Annotated in this window: 18 protein-coding genes; 12 read left to right on the top strand and 6 right to left on the bottom strand. The window is 66.8% G+C overall.

All coding sequences use genetic code 11. From position 1 onward, the window contains the following. Positions 1-49: 49 nt before the first annotated feature. The 6 genes from D457_RS0118055 (at position 50) to D457_RS32810 (ending at position 11,556) form a co-directional block, all read left to right on the top strand. The gene (locus tag D457_RS0118055) at positions 50-1,681 is read left to right on the top strand and encodes a class I SAM-dependent DNA methyltransferase (protein WP_017582076.1); all 1,632 of its coding nucleotides are present in this window, start codon (positions 50-52) and stop codon (positions 1,679-1,681) included. Beyond that, positions 1,678-2,820 carry a restriction endonuclease subunit S gene (locus D457_RS34875; RefSeq protein WP_083926796.1) on the top strand — a complete coding sequence of 381 codons (1,143 nt, stop codon included), beginning with the start codon at positions 1,678-1,680 and terminating at the stop codon, positions 2,818-2,820. The genes D457_RS0118055 and D457_RS34875 overlap by 4 nt, the downstream gene beginning before the upstream one ends. Further along, positions 2,817-6,122: a type I restriction endonuclease subunit R gene (locus D457_RS0118045; protein WP_017582074.1), complete on the top strand. Its 3,306-nt coding sequence runs from the start codon at positions 2,817-2,819 to the stop codon at positions 6,120-6,122. The genes D457_RS34875 and D457_RS0118045 overlap by 4 nt, the downstream gene beginning before the upstream one ends. A 260-nt stretch (positions 6,123-6,382) precedes the next feature. Further along, entirely contained in the window at positions 6,383-6,958 is a 576-nt protein-coding gene (locus D457_RS0118040) for a hypothetical protein (RefSeq protein ID WP_017582073.1), read from the top strand. Positions 6,959-7,044: 86 nt separating this feature from the next. Next, positions 7,045-8,748, top strand: coding sequence for a DUF6119 family protein (locus tag D457_RS0118035; RefSeq protein ID WP_017582072.1), 1,704 nt, complete (start codon positions 7,045-7,047; stop codon positions 8,746-8,748). 402 nt (positions 8,749-9,150) lie between these two features. Beyond that, complete coding sequence (locus tag D457_RS32810; RefSeq protein WP_017582071.1) at positions 9,151-11,556, top strand: UvrD-helicase domain-containing protein; 2,406 nt, start codon at positions 9,151-9,153, stop codon at positions 11,554-11,556. 670 nt (positions 11,557-12,226) lie between these two features. Here D457_RS32810 and D457_RS0118025 read toward each other — a convergent pair. Both D457_RS0118025 and D457_RS35790 read right to left on the bottom strand, forming a co-directional pair. Then, positions 12,227-13,369, bottom strand: a complete 1,143-nt coding sequence (locus D457_RS0118025; RefSeq protein ID WP_017582070.1) for a hypothetical protein — start codon at positions 13,367-13,369, stop codon at positions 12,227-12,229. Beyond that, positions 13,366-14,385 (bottom strand): UPF0158 family protein, encoded by a 1,020-nt coding sequence (locus D457_RS35790; protein WP_017582069.1) that lies wholly within the window; start codon positions 14,383-14,385, stop codon positions 13,366-13,368. Before D457_RS35790 ends, D457_RS0118025 begins: the two co-directional genes overlap by 4 nt. A 244-nt stretch (positions 14,386-14,629) precedes the next feature. On the opposite strand from D457_RS35790, the gene D457_RS34865 reads away from it, so the two are divergent. After that, positions 14,630-17,665: an AAA domain-containing protein gene (locus tag D457_RS34865; protein ID WP_017582068.1), complete on the top strand. Its 3,036-nt coding sequence runs from the start codon at positions 14,630-14,632 to the stop codon at positions 17,663-17,665. 173 nt (positions 17,666-17,838) lie between these two features. Further along, a complete protein-coding gene (locus D457_RS0118005; RefSeq protein WP_017582067.1) occupies positions 17,839-18,060 on the top strand; it encodes a hypothetical protein in 222 nt (73 codons plus the stop codon). Positions 18,061-18,189: 129 nt separating this feature from the next. On the opposite strand, the gene D457_RS0118000 is transcribed toward D457_RS0118005, so the two are convergent. Both D457_RS0118000 and D457_RS0117995 read right to left on the bottom strand, forming a co-directional pair. Beyond that, positions 18,190-18,678 (bottom strand): NUDIX hydrolase, encoded by a 489-nt coding sequence (locus tag D457_RS0118000; protein WP_039831434.1) that lies wholly within the window; start codon positions 18,676-18,678, stop codon positions 18,190-18,192. 184 nt (positions 18,679-18,862) lie between these two features. Then, entirely contained in the window at positions 18,863-19,402 is a 540-nt protein-coding gene (locus D457_RS0117995; protein WP_017582065.1) for a PadR family transcriptional regulator, read from the bottom strand. A gap of 81 nt (positions 19,403-19,483) precedes the next feature. On the opposite strand from D457_RS0117995, the gene D457_RS0117990 reads away from it, so the two are divergent. Then, positions 19,484-19,918 (top strand): DUF6157 family protein, encoded by a 435-nt coding sequence (locus D457_RS0117990; protein WP_017582064.1) that lies wholly within the window; start codon positions 19,484-19,486, stop codon positions 19,916-19,918. On the opposite strand, the gene D457_RS32795 is transcribed toward D457_RS0117990, so the two are convergent. Next, on the bottom strand, positions 19,898-20,542 hold the full coding sequence (locus tag D457_RS32795; RefSeq protein ID WP_039831401.1) for a hypothetical protein: 645 nt from the start codon (positions 20,540-20,542) through the stop codon (positions 19,898-19,900). The two genes, D457_RS0117990 and D457_RS32795, sit on opposite strands and share 21 nt — an antisense overlap. Positions 20,543-21,089: 547 nt before the next feature. On the opposite strand from D457_RS32795, the gene D457_RS0117980 reads away from it, so the two are divergent. Further along, positions 21,090-21,560, top strand: a complete 471-nt coding sequence (locus D457_RS0117980; protein WP_017582062.1) for a hypothetical protein — start codon at positions 21,090-21,092, stop codon at positions 21,558-21,560. Between the two features lie 62 nt (positions 21,561-21,622). Here the strand turns inward: D457_RS0117980 and D457_RS37110 are convergent, their stop codons facing one another. After that, on the bottom strand, positions 21,623-22,048 hold the full coding sequence (locus tag D457_RS37110; RefSeq protein ID WP_017582061.1) for an ATP-binding cassette domain-containing protein: 426 nt from the start codon (positions 22,046-22,048) through the stop codon (positions 21,623-21,625). A gap of 75 nt (positions 22,049-22,123) precedes the next feature. Between D457_RS37110 and D457_RS37105 the strand changes: the two genes are divergently transcribed. Together D457_RS37105 and D457_RS0117965 are read left to right on the top strand one after the other, a co-directional pair. Beyond that, the gene (locus D457_RS37105) at positions 22,124-22,594 is read left to right on the top strand and encodes a hypothetical protein (RefSeq protein WP_017582060.1); all 471 of its coding nucleotides are present in this window, start codon (positions 22,124-22,126) and stop codon (positions 22,592-22,594) included. 214 nt (positions 22,595-22,808) lie between these two features. After that, positions 22,809-24,347, top strand: coding sequence for a sensor histidine kinase (locus tag D457_RS0117965; protein WP_017582059.1), 1,539 nt, complete (start codon positions 22,809-22,811; stop codon positions 24,345-24,347). Positions 24,348-24,349: the final 2 nt, after the last annotated feature.

The following is a 24,349-nucleotide window of genomic DNA, read 5'->3' as shown; positions in this document are numbered from 1 at the left end:
GGACAGCGGTGTCACCGGGTCATATCTACACAGAAAGAACACACCGCACATGCCGCCACGCAAACACGCCAGCACCCAGCAGGGGGAGCTGTTCAACGCCTCCACCCCGCAGGAGATCCGGGCGATCCTCTGGAAGGCCGCCGACCAGCTCCGCGGGTCCATGGACGCCGCCCAGTACAAGGAGTTCGTGCTCGGGCTGGTCTTCCTCAAGTACGTGGCCGACGCCTTCGACGAACGCCGCCGCGAGATCGTCGTCGAGCTGGAGGAGGACGGCGTCCCGGAGCACCGCTGGGACGCCTTCCTGGAGGACCAGGACTCCTACACCGAGGAGAACGTCTTCTGGGTGCCGGAGAAGGCGCGCTGGAAGCACATCGCCGAGAACGCGGCCAGCACCCCCGAGGGGGTCGGCAAGCTCATCGACGACGCGATGGGCGAGATCATGGCGAACAACAAGGCACTGACCGGTGTGCTGCCGCAGATCTTCAACCGCGACAACGTCGACCAGAAGCGGCTGAAGGGGTTGGTCGACCTCATCAGCGACGCCCGGTTCGCGGGCAATGACGAGAAGACCGCGCAGGACGTACTCGGTGAGACCTACGAGTACTTCCTGGAGCAGTTCGCCCGCGCGGAGGGCAAGCGGGCCGGTGAATTCTACACGCCCAAGAGCGTGGTGGAGCTGCTGGTGGAGATCCTGGAGCCGTACGAGGGCCGGGTCTACGACCCCTGCTGTGGTTCCGGCGGCATGTTCGTCCAGGCGCAGAAGTTCGTCGCGCACCACGGCGGCCGCGACCACACCCACGACATCGCGGTCTACGGCCAGGAGGCCAACGAGCGCACCTGGCGACTGGCCAAGATGAACCTGGCCATCCACGGCATGGACCCCGAAGGTGTGGGCAAGCGCTGGGCAGACACCTTCGGCGACGACAAGCTGCCCGACCTGAAGGCCGACTTCGTCCTGGCCAACCCGCCCTTCAACCTCCACCCCTGGGAGCGGCGTACCGACGACAACCGCTGGCGTTTCGGTGTCCCGCCCGCGAACAATGCCAACTACGCCTGGCTACAGCACATCGCTTCCAAGCTGGGTGACCGGGGTAAGGCCGGTGTAGTCCTCGCCAACGGGTCGATGTCCACTCAAACCTCCGGTGAAGGTGAGATCCGCAAGGCGATGGTGGACGCCGACCTGGTCGCGTGCATGGTGGCACTTCCCGGAAACCTTTTCCGCACCACCGCGATCCCGGCCTGCCTGTGGTTCCTGGTCCGGGACAAGGGCGCCCAGGGAGCCGAGGCGACCAACGACCGGCGCGGGGAGGTCTTGTTCATCGACGCCCGCGATATGGGCGAGATGATCAATCGCACCGAGCGAGTGTTCTCCCCGCAGGAACTGGAGAAGGTCGCCGACACCTTCCACGCCTGGCGCGGCACTGCTTCCGCAAGGAGGAAAGGGCTGACCTACAAGAACGTGCCGGGGTTTGCCTACTCGGCCAAGCTCCAAGAGATCGCTAAGCACGACTACGTGCTCACGCCTGGACGATATGTGGGAACGGCCGAGGCTGAAGAGGACCCGAATGCCGAGCCACTGGACGAGAAGATCGCCCGCCTGACGAAGGAGCTCTTCGAGCACTTCGACGAGACAAAACGCCTTGAGGGCGTAGTTCGCGAGCAGCTGGGGAGGCTTGGATGAGCGACTGGCAGGAGACAACACTCGCCAATATGGTCCATCTCCAACGAGGGTTCGACCTCCCATCCGGAGAACGCGTTCCAGGCCCGTATCCCATTCTTGGATCAGCTGGAATCAGCGGTTGGCACAACGAAGGACCCATCACCGGTCCAGGCGTAACAATCGGACGCAGCGGATCATCCATTGGAAAAGCAACCTGGCATGATGGGCCGTACTGGCCACTCAACACCACACTTTTCGCAAAAGATTTCCTCGGAAATAATCCTCGCTACATATTTCACCTGCTGGATTCAATTGATTTCTCTGGACACAACTCAGGAAGCGCACAGCCATCTCTCAATAGAAATTTCATTTCCAGCATCCACGTAACCGCCCCACCCATTGCCACACAAGCTGCCATAGCGAACATCCTCGGCGCACTGGATGACAAGATCAAAGCCAACAACCACACAGCTTCACTCATCGACGATCTCACCCATGCCATCCATTCGCGCACGCTCCAACTCGCGACCGGAGCACCCCTCCCTCGGGGCTGGCACATGGGGCGCCTGTCTGATCTCTGCACGACACAGTACGGATACACCGCCAGCAGTACTCCGCAGAACGTGGGCCCTCGCTTCCTGCGAGTAAAAGACATCAACAAGAACAACTGGATCGAGTGGGACTCGGTTCCTTACTGTGAAATCCCCCAGGAAAAAATTGAAAAGTACAAGCTCTCCGTGGGTGACATTGTCGTCGCAAGGATGGCAGACCCGGGGAAGTCAGCCATCATCGAGGATTACGAAAATTCTGTTTTTGCATCCTACCTGGTTCGCCTGAAAACGGAGTCGCTGAAGCATTCATATTTCATCTGGGGATTCCTCAAGTCGCGTGAGTATCTGCAGTATGCGCAGTCAACGAGGAGCGGTTCAGTGCAATCTAATATGAACGCGAAGGTGATCACCGCTGCCGAACTTCCCATCCCCCCACAGGAAGCCATGGATTCCTACATTCAGAAGATCCAACCGCTGCGTCGCAAGTTGTATTCAACGCTCGCCGAATCCCGCACGCTCGCGGAGTTGCGGGACACCCTCCTTCCTCAACTGATGTCCGGAAAGCTGCGCGTCAAGGACGCTGAGAAAATCGTGGAGGACAACGTATGACGCCCCCCAGACCCGGCGATTCCGCTTCCTCCGAGGTCCCTGCTGAGTCCGGATTCGGTTCCCTCGCCTCGGGGCGGGTAACCGAGGCCGATTGGGAGGGCTACGCCCTCGAAGAGCTCGGGGAGCTCGCCTGGCTACCCGATCCCGGTAAGAAGTTCGCCCCCGGTTCCGGGCAGCGCCGGGTCTGGGATGACCTTCTCCTCCAGGACGACCTGCGCGATGCAGTCGAGCGCCTCAACCCCAGGCTCACCCCCTCCGCAGTAGAGCGTGCCCTGACCATCGCGACCACGCCCGCCTCGCGCGAGCCCCTCCCCGAGAACCGGCTCGCGCACAGCTACCTCACCTCCGGGATTCGGCTCACCTACACCGACGAGTTCGGTGCTGAGCACTCCCCCACCGTCCGGCTCGTCGACTTCGCCAACCCCACCGCCAACACCTTCCGCGCCGTCAACCAGGTACGGCTGCTCGACGGTGACCACGAGCGCCGGTTTGACGTCGTCCTCTACGTCAACGGTCTCCCCTTGGCCGTGGTCGAGCTCAAGAACGCCTCCGACCCGAGCACCACCACCCTCGCCAGAGCGCACGCTCAGCTGGGCACGTACGCGGAGGAGTTCCCGGCGGCCTTCCGGTACAACGTGCTCTGCCTGGTCTCGGACGGGGTCACCGCCAAGTACGGCACCCCCTTCACGCCCTTCGAGCACTTCGCCCCGTGGAACGTGGACGGGCAGGGCGAGCCCCTCGACAGCCCGGACTCCGAGTACGCCGAACACTCCGTCACCGAAAAGCCCGACGCGCTGGCCCTCGCCCTGCGCGGGCTGTTCGACCAGCACCGCTTCCTCGACCTCACCCGGAACTTCGTCAACTTCACCAGCAGCGGCAGCAAGCACGGCAAGCGCGTCGCCAAAGCCCACCAGTACTTCGCGGTGAACAAGGCACTCAAGGCCGTGGTCAGGGCCGCCCAGACCAACGGGCAGGCCGGTGTGGTCTGGCACACCCAGGGGTCGGGCAAGTCCGAGGAGATGGTCTGCCTGAGCGGGCTGGTGGCCCGCGAGCCAGCACTGAACAACCCCACCGTCGTGGTCGTCACCGACCGCACCGACCTCGACGACCAGCTCCTCGGTACCTTCCAGGCCAGTCGTGAACTCCTGGGCACCGACCCGGTCCAGGCCGACTCCCGGCAGGAGCTGCGGGACGTCCTCACCAACACCAATACCGGCGGGGTCGTCTTCACCACCCTGCAGAAGTTCGGGCGCACCAAGGCCGAGCGCGACTCCGGGGCCGACCACCCGTTGCTGTCGGAGCGGCGCAACATCCTGGTGGTCGTCGACGAGGCGCACCGCAGCCACTACGACAGCCTCGACGGGTACGCGCGGCACCTGCGCGACGCGCTCCCGCACGCCACCCTGATCGCCTTCACCGGGACCCCGATCTCCCATGCGGAAGCCAACACCCGCGAGGTGTTCGGCGGCGGCAAGGACTACATCGACGTCTACGACCTGCACCGAGCGGTCAAGGACGGCGCGACCGTGCGCGTCTACCACGAGCCGCGGCTGATCGAGATCTCCCTGCCCGAGGGGATGGACCCCTCGGAGATCGACGAACAGGCGGACACCCTCACCGCCGCGATGGACGACGCCGAACGCCGCCAGGCGCTCAAGGCCGCCCTGAAGATGACCAACATCTACGGTGCCCCCGAGCGGGTGGCCACGCTCGCCAAGGACCTGGTCGAGCACTGGGAGAAACGTTCGCAGCTGGTCCGCCCCTACCTGGGCGGCCCGGGCAAGGCCATGCTGGTGTGTGCCACCCGTGAGGTGTGTGTCCGGGTCTTCGACGCCCTGGCGGAGCTGCGCCCCCAGTGGGTGGGCGAGGGCCCCGACACCGGGGTGATGAAGGTGGTCTTCCACAGCGAGCCCTCGGACGACGCCGAGCTCAAGGCGCATGCGATGCGCCCCTCCGAGCACAAGGTCGTCCAGGCACGCGCCAAGGACCCGGACGACGAGCTGCAGCTGCTCATCGTGCACTCCATGCTGCTGACCGGGTACGACGCCCCGCCGATCCACACCATGTACATGGACCGGCCGATGCGCGGCGCGGGCCTGATGCAGGCCCTGGCCCGCGTGAACCGGCGCTTCCGGGACAAGCAGGACGGACTGCTGGTGGGTTACGCCCCACTCACCGACAACCTCCGCAAGGCGCTGGCCGAGTACTCGTCCAGCGACCAGGAGGACAAGACCCTCGGCCGGGGTGTGGACCGGGCCATCACCGAGGTCCGCAACGAGTACGACACCATCTGTGGTCTGCTGTCGGGGGTCGACTGGCGTCGGCTGTTGGTCACGGGTGAGGAAGACGCCCGTCGGCGCGCCCTGCGCGTGGTCTCCAACCACCTGGTCTCCCCGGAGGCCCAGCGCGTCCCCGAGGGTGAGGACGCCAAGTCGCTGTCGCAGCGCTTCCGGGAGAGCGCGACCCGCTTGGAGCGCTTCTACCAGCTGTGCTCGATGAGCCGCCAGATCAGCGAGCGGTTCGAGGACCTGGAGCACTGGCGACGTGACATCGCCTTCTTCGTGGAGGTGCGCGCCTGGGTGGTCAAGATCGAGGCCGCCAACCGCGAGGCCCGCGGTGAGACGCTGCCCGCCGAGATCAGCATGTACCTGTCGCAGCTGGCGGCCTCGGCGGTGGACGCCGAGGAGATCACCGACCTATACGCCGAGGCGGGCATGGGCCGGTTGGACATCACCCGGCTCAACGAGGCCCAGTTGCAGCGCCTTCAGGAGTCGAAGACCCCGCACCTGGCGGCCGAGGCGCTGCGCCGCCTGGTTCAGGAGAAGATGCGCGAGGTCACCCGGCACAACGCGATCAGCCGGGAGCTGTTCACCGAACGTCTGGAGAAGCTCATGCTGCGCTACATGCAGGAACAGCTCAGCAGCGCCGAGGCGTTGGCCGCGCTGTTCTCGCTCGCAGAGGAGGTGATGGCCGAGGCGCGCCGGGGCGAGAAGTTCGACCCGCCGCTCAACGACGCCGAACTGGCCTTCTACGACGCGGTGGCCTCGCACGGCACGGCCAAGGAACTGATGGACGACGACGTCCTGGCGAACATCGCCCGTTCCCTGGTCCGGGACATCCGCAAGAACCTGAGCACCGACTGGCTCTCGCGCGAGCCGGTGCGCGCCAAGCTGCGCAACCGGGTGCGTCGACTGCTGGCCAAGTTCAACTACCCCCCCGACCAGGAGCAGAAGGCGATCGACTCCGTCATCAAGCAGATGGAGACCTTCGCCCACGAGTGGGCGCCCGCCGCACGAGGCTGACCCTCCTCCGAACACCGAAGGGCCGGGGAACCATGGGGTTCCCCGGCCCTTCGCGCGCACGGACCCGATTCCCCGTACACGGTTTCTGTTATTTAATTATCTGATAACCCGCCTTACCAAGCTAGAAGATCGTCAAATCCCTGTTCCGGGCAGCATGCTGGTTCTTGCCAGCGCACGACGGCCCGCCTCCCGAGACCGCGCGGCGAACACCTGTCCCCGGCCGCGTCCAGGCCGCCGCCCCACCCCATGGAGGAAGACCCGTGAGCACTCTCAAGCCCGCCCTCACCACCACCCTGTCCCTGGCCCTGCTGGCCCTGCTCTCCGCCTGCTCCACCACCCCCGACGACAGCCAGATCGTGGGCCTGGAGCCCAGCCAGAGTGACGACGCCACCGTCGAGGAGGCCGCCGAGGACGAGACCCCCACCAGCGTCGAGGAGGAGTTCGGTTCCGAGTACGTCTACACCGACGACCTCACCGTCCGTCTGACCAACCTGGAGCGCCGGGTCTCCGGCGAGTGGGACATGCCGGAGGACACCCCGTACGTGTACTTCGACATCCAGTTCGAGAACGGCACCGGCAGCCCCGTCGACCTCTCCTACCTGTCGGTCTACTGCCAGATCGGTGAGGAGGGCCGCACCGCCGAGGACGTGTGGACCGACGACACCGGTTCCGGCTTCACCTCCACCGTCATGGACGGCCGCACCGCCACTGCGGGCTACGGCTGCGAACTCCCCGAGGACGAGTCCTACCTCCAGGTCGAGCTGACCCTCAGCGACTGGGAGGACCTCGACGACTACATGCGCGAGACCGTCTACTTCGTCGGCGACATCGCCTGAACCGCCCCGGCCGCCCCGCCCACCGCGCGGGGCAGCCCTCGAACCGTCGGCAACCGGACACAGCACTTGAAAGGGCACCCTCCGCCATGACCTCCCATAAGGCCAAACAGCCGCCTACCACCGGCAAGACCTCGCTCTACCGCCTCAGAAGTGCGGATCCGGCATCGGAGAACCTGCGCTCTCTGGTACTGCGCCGCTACCTCGAACGTGAAGGGTTCCTTGCCCGCCAGTTCACCAACGGCCCGCTCAACGGCCTTCTCGTCACCGGCACCGTCGCACCGGGTACGGCAGGCTGGTGCTCGATGCTGAGCGGGCTGACCGAGCTTCCCGTGGAGGAGGAGAACCGCACGTCCTTCGGCCTCCTGATGGTCCGGACAGACCGTCACGTCTACGCCCTCAGCTACGGCATGGGGCACCTGATGCTCGACCCGACCAGGATCGACCCGGGCTTCGGGATCGAGTTCGCCGTCCGGTGTTTGGAGAAGGACCGCATCACCAGGGTCCGTCGGCAGGTCATGGATGCCCGGGGACGGACCGATGAGAACGCCGCAACGTCGGGCGAGCACATCCGGGGCTTCGGAATCGAGGAGTTCGGTGAGATCGTCAGCCAGATCTCGGGACAGGTCAGCGGTGTGCCACTGACCTTCACCCGGGATGGATCACGTCCCGCGCACATCACCGGCAACGACCGTTCGATCAAGCTCCACCTCGGCCGGAACCCGGAGGCTCTGTTCTCCGATCTTCAGGCCGTTGAAAGGGTGTGCGACCGCCCCGACCCCCTTCCGGAGTTCGAGTTCATCACCCAGGTGCGTCCGTTGCAGGGCAAGTCAGACCTCGCCCGCCGCCTCGATGAGCGCTTGGATTCTCTTCTCGGATCGGAGGACGTGCGGCAGATGGCGCTGACCGTACCCTCCGAGGCCCGGGAGAGGTTCGACCTCGCCGAGACCTTCCGTGTGTCCGTGGCGGGGCACCGTGAAACCGTGACCGACCTCGACGCGGAGTTCCTTGTCCGGACCGCGAAGTCCCAGGCCCCGGGACGGCGACTGGAAGCCTTGCGTAAGGGGCGCGTGACCATGTTCGCCGATACCGACGCCAGTGACCCGATCAGCAGGGCACTCCCCGCCGACCAGTGGCTGACCGTCCAGATCCCGGACGCGAACGTGCACTACTTCTACTGGCAGGGGCGGTGGTACGAGGTCGGAGCGGAGTACCTCACGATGATCCGGCGGCGCGTGACTGAACTGCTCAGCCGCCCCACGAGTATCACCTTGCCGCCGTGGCCAGCCCGCACAAGCGAGGACAAGTACAACAAGCTCGCTGCCGAACAAGAGGGATACCTGCTGTTCGACAAGGACACTGTCCGCACGAAACGCCTTCGTGGAGGCGGGCTGGAAATCTGTGACCTACTCGGTCCTGGAGGACAACTCATCCACATCAAGCGGGCCGATGGACGGAAAGGGACCGCACCCCTCAACCACCTGTTCGCCCAAGGACGGATGTCCCTGGAGACCCTGCGCTACGACGCTACGGCCAAGAGCAGATTCGTCCAGAAGATCGAACGCACCGCTCCCGAGCATCCTGCTGACCGTTCGTTCACCAACCCCACCGTCGTCTTCGGTATCTTCCTCAAGGGCGGAGTGCCGATGACCGTGGACTCGCTGTTCGCTTTCGCGCAGGTCTCCCTCCTCCACACCGAGACAGCCCTTCGTGGCATGGGTGCTGGACTGGAGGTCGTCTCCATCGACAAAGGCGGCAAGGAGCAGTCCGCTTCGCCAGCTCGGCATCCGTGATGTGAACCATCGGCTGGTCTGCCCTAAGGGTTTGAGGAGAGCTACAAGAGTCTCTCCTCTCAACGCTCAGGGTTGTAAGAGCGGAAGACGGCATCCGCATCTCGCGCCTTGTCCACGAGCCTCCCGGAATCCCACGTGCATCACCTCGTCATGCGCACCCATGCCTGTTGAGGGATGAAAGGTTGGCCTGTTGCCGAGATCCAATCCTCGACGAGCGACCTCCTGGAAAACCCGTGAACCCGCCTACACACTCCAGATCCAAGCACAAAGCCTCTTGTTTTCCCTAAATAATTGAGATAAAGCAACGATACCCATACCTGTCCGGGCCCTCCGGTCCGTGGCCTCACCCGGTTGACTGCGGTAGGTGATAGAAAGTCATCGGATTTTACGGAGAGGACCCTCTTGACCATCGAAGCCACCGAAGAACAGCAGGCCGCTCGGGATACCTTTGCCGAAGGCCGAGAACTGGCGCTCATTGCCGGAGCAGGCACCGGTAAGACCTCCACCCTGGCTCTGATGGCCGAGGCCGCCCCACGCCGGCGCGGCCTGTACATCGCCTTCAACCGGGGGATCGCTGACTCGGCCGCAAAGCTCTTCGGCGGGAGGGTTCAGTGCAGGACCGTTCACCAGCTCGCCTTCCATGCGGTCGGCAAGAAGTACGTCCAACGCCTCAACGCTTCCCGTATTCCCGCCCGGGAGACCGCCAGGATTCTCGGCATCGATCGCGACCTCGACGTCGCCGGAAAAAACATCGACCTCTTCCACCAGGTCCGTTTGGTCCGAGGCATGGTGCGACGCTTCTGCTATTCCGCGGACCCGCTCCTCATGGCCCACCATATGGAGCACATCAACGGCCTGGACAATCCATCGAATGACGACGTCGCCGTGGCGCTACTCCCCTTCGCTCAGCGTGTGTGGGAGGACCTCCAGCTCCCCGAGGGGCGGCTCAGGTTCGAACATGACCACTACCTCAAGATGTGGGCACTGACCGAACCCGACCTGAAAGCGGACTTCGTCCTGCTCGACGAGGCACAGGACACCAACTCCGTGTTCGAGAAGGTTTTCCTGGACCAGGACTCCCAACGGGTGTGTGTCGGTGATCCCGCCCAACAGATCTACGCCTGGCGTGGGGCCCGCGACATCATGTCCGGTTTCCAGGCCGAGCACCTTCACCTCACCCGTTCCTTCCGCTTCGGCCAGCCCATCGCCGACATCGCCAACCGTTGGCTGGAATACGCTGAATCCCCTATGCGGCTGACCGGACACGGCCCCGCTCCCACCCGGATCTCTACTTTCGCCGAGCCCGACGCGGTGCTGTGTCGAGGCAACGCAGACGCACTCAAGGAGGTCGTGGACTACCTCGGGCGGGGGATCCCAGTGGCACTGGCGGGCGGCGGTCACGCTTTGGAGTCCATCGCCGAGGCCGCCGATCAGCTCCGAGCCGGGCAGCGAACGTACCATCCCGACCTGTTCCTCTTCCACACCTGGCAAGAGGTCCAGGACTTCGTCGAATCCGACCCCGATGGTCAACAGTTGAGGCCGTTGGTGAAAGCCGTCGACACCTTCGGCACAGAGGTGATCCACAGTGCGGTCAAGCAGCTGTCCGATGAGGAGCAGGCCCAGGTCACGGTGTCGACCGCCCATAAAGCCAAAGGCCGTCAATGGGACTCTGTCCGCATCGGGGAAGGCTTCGCCCGTCCTCCCAAGGATGAGGACGGAGTCCAGTTGCCGATGCTCCCGGCTGAGGCCCGCTTGATCTACGTCGCGGTGACCCGTGCCCGCCACGGCCTCGATATCAGTGCGCTCGACTGGCTTGACGATTATGAGGCAGCCATCGCGGGCCCCGATCAAAGCGGGCACCTCAATGGACGACCGATGGTCGACCTACCGCTTACCACACAGTTGAGGTTCAGTGCCTCACCGGTGTCGGAATTCCTCGATCAGCACCTGCCCTACCACAGCAACATCGTCCGCGAGTACCAGAAGTACGTCGACACGCTGCCTTATCCTGTGCAGCCGATGAACGCACGGCGCCCCAACTGGGCGAACCTCGGACGCACCATCGACTACCGTCTCCGGCTCTCGTTCGGCCGCGACCTGGGCAGTGCGGTCGCCCTAGGCATCGATGCCTTGGGGAGCCAGATGCACCTGCCCGGCGCGCCCGGAGCGGAAGGCCGAAAAGCCCTGTACACGGCCGGTCTGCGGCTGCTGGAGATCATTGGAGACTACCTGGCTGGCTGGGCCCTGCTCAGCGACGCCGAACTCACCCGGCTCTGTTACGTCGCGGGCTTCTTCGAGGACATCATGCGCAGCGGAGTAGTCGGGCGCCAGAGTATGTTCACTTCGGCCTCTCCGGGTACGGTTCTCGCCGACCTCGTCGACTCGGTGCCCTCCTACGCCATCAACGACATCGACGACCAGCTACGGCTCGCACATGAGCCCCTGGCCCCTTTTCAAGGGCTTGGCTACTCCAACGTCTGCGGACCGGTTTTCGCAGGCAGTTCCGACATCGGTGGGGCCGATGCCGACTTCATCCTGGATGGCCTTCTCCTGGACTGCAAAGCCACCACCCGGCCCCGGCATCTGGGCCGCGAAGAGGTTTACCAACTCGCCGGTTACCTGCTGCTCGACTACGACAACGCGTACCGCATCGACCAAGTGGGACTGTACCTGTCGCGCCAGGGAGGACTGATCATCTGGGATGCCGACGAGTTTCTTCGCAGGCTCGGAGCACCTGCACCGCTGCCCCGGCTCCGGACCGAGTTCCGGAGTCATCTACAGGGCCGACGCCGGGCTCTGACCGGTTGAAGGCGCCATGCCTTCTCGCTACGTGGCCGGATGAGGCCAGCGGAGAGCAAGTCGGTACCTCGATCGACGGTCCCCGACCAACCCTCGTGTTACCAGGGCCGCGCGAGCGAACGAGACCGGCGGGCACGGACACGGAGGAAAGGAACGCCGTGCGGACGTAGTGCTTCTCCAAGTAGCCGGTGTGATCGGGGATGTGGGGCGTGACCTCGACCTCGGGGGCGATCTTGCGCTAGACCAGGGCATGGACCATGCGAACACTGCTTCCTTCGCGCCTTCCCTGGAAGGGTCGAGCCAGCTGAAATCCGGCGCCTGTGGTGCACCCGGAGGGTGCACCACAGGCGCCGTGGACGTGCACCCGGAGGGTGCACAATCCCCTGCGGAACGCGGGGAAACCCGGCACAACCAAGCACCCACCTCCCCCACTACCTGCAACTTCTCACATCACCGCAGGTCAACTCACTCCCCCACCAGCATTCAAGTCCCGTCACTCACCCCAGAGGCTCAAGCCCCTGACCAGCGCGAAAGCGCAACGGTCAGGGGCTTTTGCGTTGCCGGGGGCGCACCAGCGGGTGCACGGGCACGGTGACGTCACCGTGATCGCTCATGGAAGCGGACCACCGCTACCCACAGGCGGTGGTCCGGGAACGGAACGGGCCCGGGACGGACCGGTTCACCGTTCCAGCCCGGCCTCGTCCATGCGCCGTTGGAGCCCGCTCTTGCGGCGGTGCCGTTCACGTAGTTCCCGCAGCGGTCGTGTGAAGGCTGCCCGTTCCCCTTCACGATCGGCGAGGGCGTGCAGATCCGCCAGGAGTGAGACGGCCCGGTCGTACTCTCCGGGGAGTTTGGTGGCGATACGGTCCTCGACCTCCTGCCACGCGGAATCGCGCCGTTCGACCAGGCCGTCGAGGCGTGCTTCCCTTGCAGCAGCCTCCTCCTCCCTGCGCAACCGTTTCCGTTGAGCCTCCCGATCGGCCTCCTCCCGAGCCCTGCGGGCCCGGAGTTCCCCCGCGGCAGTCCACAGCTCCCGCACGGTCCGGGCGCCCTCCGCCGCCGGGTCCTCGCGCCCGTTCCCCTGGAAGGCCTGGAGCATCCGGGCCCGAGCCCGGGCGGCCTTTCCCTCGACCACCAGTCCCAGGAGGCGGTTCTTCTCCTGGGCTGGCAGGTCCTCAATCCACCTCGACATCGCCTCTCCCCTGTCGCCTGCGGTCGGCAGAGGGGAGGAGGCACGCGCGGCCACCGCGATCAGGTCCGGGTCGATGCGCAGGAACTCCGCGACCGCGCGCAGGGATGCGCTCAGGTCACCCAACCCCGCGGGGACCGGGGGTTCCACCTCTTCGTCGTCGAGTTCGTCGTCGGCCTGTACCGACAACAGCCACGCGAGATACAACAGACGCCGATCACCGCCCAGCAACTCGGCACGGACCGGAGCGATCCCCGCCAGGCCCGCCGGAAACTCGACGAAATCGGTTTCCTCGTCCTGGGCGGTCAAGGACACGACGGTCCGGCCGCCGCCCGTGGTGAAGCGGGCGTCCTCGGTCAACAGGTAGGGCTCGATGTCGGATGGCCTCAGGATCGTGCTCGGGGCGGAGATCATGATCCACCGCGTACCCCACTCGGCGAAGTAGGCGAACACGTCGAAGTGGGTGCGCATCAGCCGAGCCGGGTCACCGCGGAAGTCTCCCCAGTGGTACTCGTTGGTGAACGAGGTCGCGGTGATACTCGCCCGGCTGGACAGGGCCCGCAGTTCGGCGCGCTGGTCCGCGTCCAATGGCCGGTCCAGGGCGAGGAAGTCGTAGTGCTGGTAGGCGCTCACCGCAGGGCGGTCCTTTCGTCCGGTCGGTAGCCGTGGTCGGCGAGCCACTGGCGGGCACGTCCCAGGCCGCGTTCCTCGCTGAAGATCGTCCACGAGGACAGGGTGTCCCCGCCCTCTCCGTGGACCGTGTTCTTGAACCGTCTGAACGCCCCGCGCCCGTCCAGCTGCTGCCGCAGGCGCCCGCGCAGGTCGACGTCGGCGACCGTCTCGGTGAAGTCCGCCATGTCCTGGTAGGCGTCCGTGCTGTCGGACTCGACCGTGATCAGGCGGTCCCAGTCGAGTTCGTCACCGTCCGGGAGGGCATCGAATTCCAGGACGGCTGCGGGCAGGACCTCACCCGTCACGGGGTCGAAGGCACCCTCCCCCTCGGCCGGGTCGGAGCCCGCGGCATCGGCCAAGTCCTCCAGGTCGACAGGGACGGGCGCGAGCTCCGCGTCGGCGGCCTCGTCCTCCAGGGCCCGGTCCAACGCGTCGGCGAGCAGGCCGTCCCCCGGCCAATCCCTCTCGCGCAGTTCCCGGACGCACCTTCGGGCCGTGTCGGCTGCCTCCGGCTGCCCCGCCCGCAACGCCGCGAGCACGGCGGTACCGGCCCGGTGCGCGACCGCCCCGACGGGCCTCCCGGAGAGCACCATGTCAAGCCCGGCGGCGCCCGGACGGAGTCCTCGGTACTCCTGGACCGCCCATGGGAAGGGCGGGGCGGACACCGTGTTGCTGGAAGCGGTTGGCGAGCCCAGCAGCGTGCTCAGGTCGGGGTGGGCCAGACCCGGATCAGCGGAGAGGATCTCATAGGCGCAGAGCCCGTGGCGGAAGAGGGGGTCTTGCCCCGCCACGGCTTCGATCTCGTCTCGCTCTCCGCGTGCCAGGATGACTTCTCCGGACTCGGCGGGGAGGATCCGGCCGGACAACAGAAACAAGCCGCGGGAATGGTGCTTTTCCAGGTAGTCGATGTGATCGGGCAGGTGGGAGGCCACCGCTTCCGCGTCGGCGGTGTAGCGCAGGATCAGGACGTGGAACATGCGGCCATTCTGCCTCCCCAGCTTCCCCGGGAGAACCGAATCGATCGGCCGAACACCCGACCCGGTGGTGCAGCCCGGCGGACGAACCAGAGGAGCGACGATCAGGCGTCCCTCCCCACACCTGCTCAGCGCTCCGTCAACTCCCCGAACACGGCTCCCTGCGGAACGTCATCACCGTGAGGCATACTCCTGAACGTCGGTTCCCCCGTGGTTCCTCCTGTGCTGACGATGCCGAAAGGGTCCAGTGACTTCCCCGAGCACACTCCCCGAACCCGCTGACCACTTCCTCACCGCCCTCTCCCACGAGATCACGGCCCAGCTGGCCGACGATGCCAGGACCAAGGAGAAGGTCTCCCTCAAGGAAGGCGAACGCGTCCGGGTCGGCGATGCTGAGCACCCCCACGAGTACCTGTTCTCCTGCAACCGTTGGAAGGAGTCCTTCGACTCCGAGCAACTCCTGGTGCGCTTCTCCCGTTCCGGCGGTCCCTGGCAGTACGCCGCGGCCACGGCCCACCCCGACGGGAAGATCCTCGTCACGACGGAGGCCGATCTCGGTCACCGTCCGAAGAACGTTCAGCTCCGTGAGGACGAGACCCGATCGCTGACCGCCCTCGCCGACCGGATCCGCGACTGCGGCCGCAACCCCGGACCCGTGAACGTGACCACAGCCGCCTGGGTCATCGGCGAAGGAGACCCGGCGGTCGGGACTCTGGCCGCCCCGGACCGGTACATCAGCGGGTACCGGGACATGATGCTCAACGAAGGCCAGCGCCGCGCCGTGGAGCAGGCCCTGGGCAGCGGCGTCACCTTCATCTGGGGCCCACCCGGCACCGGCAAGACCGAGGTGGTCTCCCTCATCGTCGAGGGCGCCCACCGGCTCGGTGAACGCATCCTGTTCCTGGCCCCCACCCGCGTTGCCGTCGACCAGGCACTGGAGCGGGTCTGTGAACGGTTTGAGGGCGAGGACGGCTTCGACAGCGGCCTGGTGCAGCGGGCCGGGGAGATCGAGGTGGCCTCGCTCCGGGAGCGGTTCGGTTCGGTGATCGATCCGGAGATGATCGCCGAACGGTTGGGCGCTGACCTGTCCGCCCGGGCCGAGGAGCTGGAGGAGATCCTCGAAGTCGCCGCCGCCCAGCGCGACGCTCACGAACGCCTCGCCCGGGCCGAGGAGGAGCTGGGGAGCGGGGAGGACCTCGCCGAGGAGATCACCCGCGAGGTCTCCCGCCACCGAACCCAGGCCGCCCACTTCCAGCGGGAACTCGACCAGGTGGCCGCGAGCGTCGAGGCGATCGGCGCCCCCTCCGGGATGTTCGCCAAGCGCAAGGCCGAGCGGCTGGCCCGGCTCGTCGACGAGCGCAGTCGCCTGCGCACCACGCTGACCAACGTAGAGCAGCGGATCGACGCCGCCACCGATCGCCTGGAGGACATCAACACGGCGATCACCGAACGCGTGCGGGAACGGGACTCCGCGTTCGAAGCCACTGTCGGCCTGCCCTCCGTTGAGGAGGTGGAGGAGCTGATCGGCTGGGCCGAGCCCGAGCTCACCGAGGTCCGCGATGAGCTCGACGGGCTGATGGAAGCGGTCCGCTCCCGGTGCCGGATCATGGGTACGACTCTGTCCAAGGCGCTGCAGAGCCGCCGCCTCATGGACGAGGTGGACACCGTGGTCATCGACGAGGCCGGGATGGTCGACCTCCCCTCCGCCTGGTGCGCGGCCGGGCTGGCCGGCAAGCGCGTCGTCGTCGCCGGGGACTTCCGGCAGCTGCCCGCCATCACCCAGGCTTCGGGCTCCAGGAAGCTCCAACCCGAGGAGCGGGAGCATGCCCGGCAGTGGATGGACCGGGACGTCTTCCACGCCGCGGGGCTGGTCTCCCCCTCCGGGCGGGTCAACGACGATCCCCGCCTGGTCGCTCTGGACACGCAGTACCGGATGCGCCCCGACATCTGTGCCGTGGTCAACCGGGTCGCCTACCGCGACGCTCCGCTGGTCACCGGACGCAAGGACCGTTCCCGGCTCCCGCACTCGCCGCTGATGGAGCTGCCGGTGGTCCTCGTGGACACCTCGGGCAGCCGTGTCCGAGTCGACGGTACGGGCCGCCACAAGTCGAACCAGGTGCACGAGGCCGTCATTCACGAGCTGGTCCGCGGTCTGCAGTACGACGGAGTCCTGCCCGGGCGCAAACACGACGCGCCGGTCCCGCCCGCCGAGCGCATGGCGGTCATCGCCCCTTACCGCGACCAGGTCAAGCATCTGCGCAGCAGTTTGAAGTACCGCTTCGGCGAGGACTACGAGGGCCTGGCCGACACCGTGCACCGCTTCCAGGGCAGTCAGCGCCCCCTGGTCATCATGGACACCGTCGCCGGGGCCGGGGACAAGCCGGGCTTCTTCTACAGCGGTACGGGGATGTCCTCCTCCACCGCCCGACTGCTCAACGTGGCGCTGAGCCGCGCCCAGGACCACCTCGTGGTGGTCGCCGACGTCGATCACCTGCGCGAACACCTCAAGCCGGGTAGCGAGACCGTAATCATGCTCGACACCCTGGAGGAGATCGCCCAGCGGATCCCGGCCGAGGAACTGGTCCCCGTCCGCACTGCGGGCGACCTCGTCGGCCTCAGCGAGGAGGAACTGCGCCGCCCCGCCTTCTTCCCCGCCGACGAGGTGACCAAGGCACTGGAATGGGACCTGGCCCGGACCACCGAGAGCATCGAGATCTACTGCGCCTTCCTCAACAAGAGGCCGGTCGAACGCTGGCTCAAGCACCTGACCCCCCGTATCGCCCAGGGTGTGCGGGTCACCGTGTTCACCCGCCCGGTCAGCGACTACCAGGACCAACAGGCCGAACGGCACCGGGCCCAGATCCAGCGCCTCCAGGAAGAGGGCTGCGAGGTGCGGCCCCGCGAGCGCATGCACGAGAAGGTCGTGGTCCTGGACGGCACAGTGCTCTGGCACGGTTCCCTGAACCTGCTCTCCAGCAACGGACCGACCGACCTCATGATGCGCCTGACCGACCCGGATGCCTGCGAACGAGTCCGCCGCATCGTGGATCAGGCCCGCCGCGACCAGCCCCTGCGGCACACCCACCAGGCCCGTAACGAACAGACGCCGCCAACGGACGCCCCCACTATCGGCGAGGTAGTGGACGGCCGCCTGTACCTCCAGGTCCCCTTCGGGGAGAAGGACAGGGCCAAACGCGAGGTCAGGGCCCGCTGGGACAAGCAGGCACGCCTGTGGTGGGTCCGCCCGGACACCCCACGGGAGAAAATCACCCGCTGGCTGTGACAGCTGTGCCCGCCGCCCGCGCCCGCAAGGGGTGCGGGCGGCCGGCGCTCCGCCCTTGCCGCGGCTGAGGCCCCGGTGGGGCAGCGCCCACACCCCTGCGAACTGGGAAAATAAGGGATACGGTTTCACTCTCGGTACCGGATTCACGGTGAGAGCGCGCAGAGGAGGAAGCCGTGGGCTACTGGAAGAAGCACCCCCGACCGGACGGCCAGGTCACCCTCGAGAAGCTGAACGCCCTGGGCTGGCAGATCGAGGACCCGCCGGAGCACTACACGCTCAAGTGCCCCTGCGGATCACACATGACCCAGCTCCAGCTCGCACCGTCCGACCCCAAACACTTCGAAGAACGCCTGGGCTGGGCCCGCCGCCTCAACTGCAAACACGAAAAGGACTGACGGCGCCTCAGCCAGCAGTGGCACGGGACGTGGAACCAGGGCCCCACCAGCGGTAGTCCACGAGTGGGCCCGCTGCTTACCCGCGTCGACTTGCCACCGCTGTCGGAACCAACGCAATGCCGATCCCGGTCACGGAGTCCCGTTCTCCTCTGGCGCCTTTTCGCCCTGGTTCAGCAGCGCGAGAAGGCCGTGGATGTTCACCTGAGCGAACTCTGAGAGCGAAGGCGGCAAGAGACGGATGCCCGCAATAGCCTCACGGGTGGCAGGAACGGTGGCCACCTCGTAGGTGCCGCGGCCGGGCTCGGTGAATTCGGCACCCGTACGTCGGCTCAGGTCCATGGAGACCAGACGGGCGAGGAAGATGTGCTGGAGGCTCACGCCTTCGAGGAAGTCGTCAGTGATGAGGAGGACCTGGCGAACCCCGTCGATCTTTCCGCCCAGTTCCTCGCAGACCTCGCGGTGCAACGCGGCTTCGGCATCAGTGTCCTCCGTTTCCAGCCCTCCGCCCACCGAGACCCAGTATGGCTCCTGGCCCGGTTTGGTGCGCTTGATGAACACCAGTCGTCGATCCCTGTCGAACAGGAGTGCACGGGCGCTCTGCTTGACGATCTCCTTCATGTCCATCCGCTTCCAGTCGTGCGTTCGAGGCCAGCGAGAAGCCAGGGAAACCCAACAGACCGACGGCCCAGTGAACGAAGGAGGCGTCCACCCAGGCCCGGCGGAGCAGGGCCGGGCCCGCCACGGGTGGGGCAGAAGGGCTCGCGGATCCCAGGCGCGTGCTGGTGGCGGCATGCTCTTCCTCCTACCCGGAGGCTTGTCGGTGGCGGTCGGCCTGGTCCCGGAACCACGCGATGGCGAAGCGTTGGGTGGCTAGGCCGTAGTCGAGTGTCGCGCGCTGGTAGGCGATGACGTCCTGGTACCCCTCGGGGACGTTCCGGGCGTCGATCTGTTCGTCGAGCGCGCTGAGCCGGGCCAGGTCGGACTCGTAGCTCTCGATGATCCGCCCCAGCACCGGGCCGCGCTCCTGCGGGGCGAGCAGGCCCAGGAAGTACAGCCGGGACAGGGCCGCGGCCTCGGTGTCCGTGCCGGCCAGCTCTCCCGCCATCCAGGTCCGGAACTCCTCGCGGCCGGCCTCGGTGACCCGGTAGACCTTCCGGCCGCGTGCTCCGGCGTCGACGCTGGCGACCTCGATCAGCCCCCGGGACAGCAGGCCGTCCAGGGCGCGTTTGATGCTCCCCGCACTGGCGCTGTAGAAGAGCGAGACCGTCTGCCCGAACGTCTTGATGAGGTCGTAGAGGGACTGCTGGGAAATGAGGAGCATCCCGAGGATCACGTGGGCCATGGGACGAGTCTAGTGCGAAGGTTCTCTTAGACATGTCCCTGAGGCATATGGCGCGCCGCCTCGGCACCCTAGATTCGAGGCATGGGAAAGCGACACACGATCTGCTACTTCGACACGTTCATCACGGTCTCCCCGGACTCGGCCGCACCGGGCGCGATCGAGCCTCCGGTGGCCGCGAAGCCCTCGGTCGCGGCGATGACCTTCGAGATGATCTCCGAGGCACCGTACGCGTACACCTCGGACGATGTTCTGTTCACGGTGTGGGCCGACCGGAAGGAGATCCCGGAGGCGGAGCGCGAGCAGGCGCGCGAGGAGTTCTTCGCCAAGCCCAAGGCCTGCTTCCGCACCAGTGACCTGGGCAAGCGCTATGGGTGGGGAATTCATTCCGATGAGAAGGGGCGCGTGGCCCTGTACGCCATGGGTTCGGCCGAGTACAAGGCCTTCGCGTCGGGCACCTCCCCGTTCACCGGCGGACCCGTCAACGTCAAGGCCGCCTTACGCGCCACTCGACGCTGAGTCTTCCTGGGGTTTTCCGGTTCCCCGGCGGTGGTCCTCGACCGCGGAGGCCACCGCTGTGGCCAGGCCCGGGTAGTCGGTCTGGGCGGGGCCCAGTTTCAGGAGGCTGGAGAGGGCGATCTTCTTCTGAGCGGGGCGCTGTTCGTCCAGGACCCGGGTGGGCAGTACGTAGAAGGTCCACTGGCCGAGGTCGAGCGGGTCCAGGGTCGGTTTGTCCTGGTGGTGCAGGACGCAGAAGACGTAGGCGTCCGCGTGGCGGCGTTTTTCGGTGCTCTGCTTGTTGCCCTCTGCATCCCACCCCATGCTAGGCGCGATGGAAAACGAGATTTTCCACAGTTTGTCCTGGCCCCAGGTCTGTAGATAGGCCGAGGACTTGACCTCCACCCACCATTTCTCCGGGGTCCTGACATCGACGGAGTCCCACCCCCGACGGGTACCGTCGGTGGCATTCAAGGCTGTGGCCACCAGGTACTCGGCGAAAACCCCTCGGGTGGTGTTGTCGGCCAGGTCGGAGTAGGCCCAGCTCCAGAACCCTTGTAGCGAGCCCGCCGCCTCGCCGCCGACCATGAGCGGCTCGTCGCCGCTGCACCGGTTGACCACCAGTCGGCCAAGATGAGAACTCATGTGTTTCCTCGGGGAGAGAGATCAGAAGCGACTTCCGGAGCGGGACCGGGAAAGGTCATTCTGAAGTACTTCCCCGGGCTTGAAAAGTGCCTCGGGTGGGAAACGGATGCGCGGTTTTCGGCGTCGGACAGATGGCAGTGCCGACAAGCACAGACGTCACCCCTGTTTTCCTGGAGGACCGCGTGAGCAATGTGCCCGACCGCCTGCCCGATGCCGCCTCGAACCGGCCCCAGCGGCGCGGGGCCGTTCAACGGCTCCCCCGCGGGGCGGTCAGGTCCAGCGGAACGACCGGTCCCCGCAGAACGGTCGGACCCAGCAGTTCCCGCAGCGTGAAGCGCCCACCCACGCGCCCGGTGAGATGGGTTTCACGAAAGGCCCCGGTCGCGGTGACCAGTGGCAGGAGCTTCCCGAGAGCGTGCGCAAGCGGATGTGGGAAGCACGCCGGGCGCAAGTCCCTGCTCTGGTGGGCCAGTGAGACGGGCACAGGGCAGGACGTCTGGAGGCTGCCCTGTTCGGGGATCAGGCGCTGTGCTTCGCCGACCCCCAGGTGAATGACGCCGGCAAACCGGTGTACTCGCTGTCCGTCTACCACGTGGACCGCGCTTCGCTACGGCAGGAGGAGATCGTGCACCGGGTACGGCCGGGCAGCCGGTTCGACCGGGTGGAGGATTTCGAACCCGTCGGAAGGACGTCGTCGGTACCGCCGCCGGACGCGCGCCCCGGAGGCATAGCGCTCAATCCCCGCACCCGGAAGATCCTCGGCCACCTGCCGCCGCGGGCCCAGGAACTCCTCCAGGCCCCGTTCCTCGACGGGCAGCGGCTCCTGCGACAGGACTTCTACTACCTCGGGTATGAGGGGGGGGGTGACCTCGAGGTCTTCTGCATGGTCTTCGCCGGGCCCCAGGACGTCACCGCTGTGGAGGGCACCCGCACCATCCCGGCCGGGCACACCGAATCCAGCGCCCACTGGGATCTGACCGCCTACCAGGCCGGTGTGACCAAGCGGCGCGGAGCCTGAGCCTCTTGCGCAAAGGCGTTCCTGGGCGATCCAGTACGCCCCGGGGCGCCCGTCGTCTGAGTTCAGGTGGAGAGCTGCCAGCCGGTGGCCTCGTTCTCGGTGTCCAGGGCGCTGATCGCCTCGTCGATCAGCAGGACCGGGGCGGACTTGAGCAGAGCACGGGCGATGGAGCTCCGCTGGCGTTCACCGCCGGAGACCGTGCTGCCGCCCTCGCCGACGGTGGCGTCCAGCCCGTCCGGGAGGCGCTGGACGATCTCGTCCACGCGGGCGCGCCGCAGGACGTGCCGCAGGTGCTCTTCGCAGGCCCCGGGGTCACCGGCGAGCACGTTCTCCCGGATCGTGCCGGAGGACAGGTACGGCTGTTGGAAGACCACGCTGGTCAGCGCCCGACGGGCTTCGGCTGACAGTGCGGCGGTGTCCTGAGCGCCGATGCGCACCGTGCCCGACTCGGGTTCGTTCAGGCCCGTGACGTCAGCGGGGGCATCCACTTCCGCCACGTCACCGGAAGGCCCCGTGGCGCGGCCCCGGCACTGCGGTGTGGCCCGGCAGCTAGGCTCCGGGGCATGCCCCGTTTCTCCGTGGCCTCTGCTCCCACCGTGCTCACCCTGTCCCTCCTCTCCTTCCCGGCTCTGGCTCTCAGCGGCTGCGCGCGGACGCACACCGCCGACATCGGCACACCCGTCTCGGTCTCCCACCCGGTGGGTGCCTACTCGTCCGAGTTCCGCTGGGGCAACAACGCCCACGTGATCTACGCGGTCGAGAACGCCTCCCTCACCGAGACCGGACGAATGGACTTCGATCTCACCGTCACCGTGCCGCCGCTGGGGCGGGTGTTCGGGTTCGTGCGGATGGAGGTCACCTGTGTCGCGGGCGGAGAGACTTCTTCGGCGCACACCCATGAACGTCTCGGAGAGGCCTACGACGGAACCTTCGAGTTCCCGATGTGGTGCGCCGTCCCCGAAGAAGCTGATCTTGTGGCCATCGAGATCGACCACCACGACGAGCACCTGAGGTTCGAGGGCTCCGTAGACTGACCTTCGACCGTGGGCCCGGCCTCTGCCCGGGTCCCGCGAGGAGGGCCCGCTACTGAACGAACGGCTCGCGGGGCGGGCCCCTGGTGAGGCCCGGACCGGTCGGTTCTGGGCAGGGCCACGGGAGGGCACGGGAGGTCGAAAAGTCACGGAAAGGCCCCAAACCCTGACTTTCGACAGGGGACGCGGCCAGGTCCGGCCGGTTAGGTTCCCAGGTATGCGCCCGTTCCCTACCCCCTGTCGCCCTGTCCTGGCGGGGCACCTGGCTCTGGCCGCCGTTCTCCTGCTGCTCCTCCTCGCACTGCGCTGGCCGCTGGCGATCGCCGCGGTGCCCCTGCCCGCCGTCCTCACCGGGCGGCTGTCCCCGGACCTGCGCGCGGCGGGTGCCCTGTTCGCCGTAACCCTCCTGACCGGGGCGGGTTACCTGCTGATCAGCGGCCAGCCCCTGGGCGTGTGGATCACCTGCCTCTTCCTGGCCGTGTTCGCTTTGGTACTGCCCGGGCTGCTCGGCCTGTACCTGCGCAGCACCTCCGATCTCGCGCAGGCGGGCTGGGAACGGGCCCGGACCCTGAACCGGGAGGCGGGGCTGACGGCCGAACGGGCTCGGCTGCGGGAGCGTTCGCGGATCGCCCGGGACCTGCACGACGCCGTCGGGCACGAACTCAGCTTGCTCAGCCTGGGCGCGGGCAGTCTGGAGATGGCCGCGGACCTGCCCGAGGAGCGCCGCCGCCAGGCCGGGCAGCTGCGGGAGACCGCCGGACGGGCTGCCGAACAGCTCATGGCGGCGGTCGGGGTCCTGCGCGCGGACACCGAGTCCGCACCGCTGACCCCGGCCGGTGACAGCATCGCCGAGCTGGTGCGGAATTCGCGCGAGGCGGGCCTGGACGTGTCCTTGGAGTGGGATGACGCTCCGCGCGAGCTCTCCGTGATGGCGGACCGCGCGCTCTACCGGGTGGTTCAGGAGTCGTTGACCAACGCCGCCAAACACGCCCCGGGAGCGGCCCTCCACGTACTGCTGTGGAGCACTCCGAAGGGTGTCCGGGTGCGGGTGACCAACCCCGTGCCCGGGGAGGGGCGCGGACCCCGTCAGGTCCCCGGGGCGGGCAGCGGCCTGCTGGGCCTGCGGGAACGGATCCGGCTGGCCGGGGGCGACCTGAAAGCGGGGCGATCGGGACGGGACTGGGTGGTGACGGCCCTCGTTCCCGTGGCTGAGCCGGCCCTGCCGGCCTCCCCTGGAGGAGAGCCGTCGCGGACCGCCTCGCGAGTGCGGGCGGCCGGTGGAAAGCCAGCCTCCGAGGTCGACGACCGGATCGAGGGCCACGGTGCGTCCGCCCTGCACGATGTGCTCTGGGAGGGCCGGGAGGTACACATCCACCAGCAGGTGCGCCGCCGCACTGTGTGGGCGATCGGCACCATCCTGATGATCCCGATCCTGATGGGGCTGGTGGGATACACGCTGCTGCTGTTGAGCAGCTACCAGCAGGCGGCCGCCGCCACGCTCACCCCGGAGGAGTTCGAACAGCTGCGGCTGGGACAGGACCGGGGTTCGGTGGAGGCCGTGCTCCCCGAGGGGGAGCTCTACCGGGGCACCTTGGCGGAGTCCTCCCAACCACCGGATCCGGAGGGCCTGGTGTGCCGCTACTACCGGAGTTCGAGGGAGCTCACCACCGACTACGACAGGTACCGCCTGTGCTTCGACTCGGTAAGACTAGTGTCGGCCGAGGTGCTGACGTGGGGACAGGGAAGGCCATGGTGATG

Origin of the sequence: Nocardiopsis valliformis DSM 45023 (assembly GCF_000340985.1) — a bacterium.
GTDB classification, from domain to species: Bacteria; Actinomycetota; Actinomycetes; order Streptosporangiales; family Streptosporangiaceae; genus Nocardiopsis; species Nocardiopsis exhalans.
The sequence above is the reverse complement of the archived record's forward strand: the minus strand, read 5'-3'. Positions and strand labels throughout refer to the sequence as shown.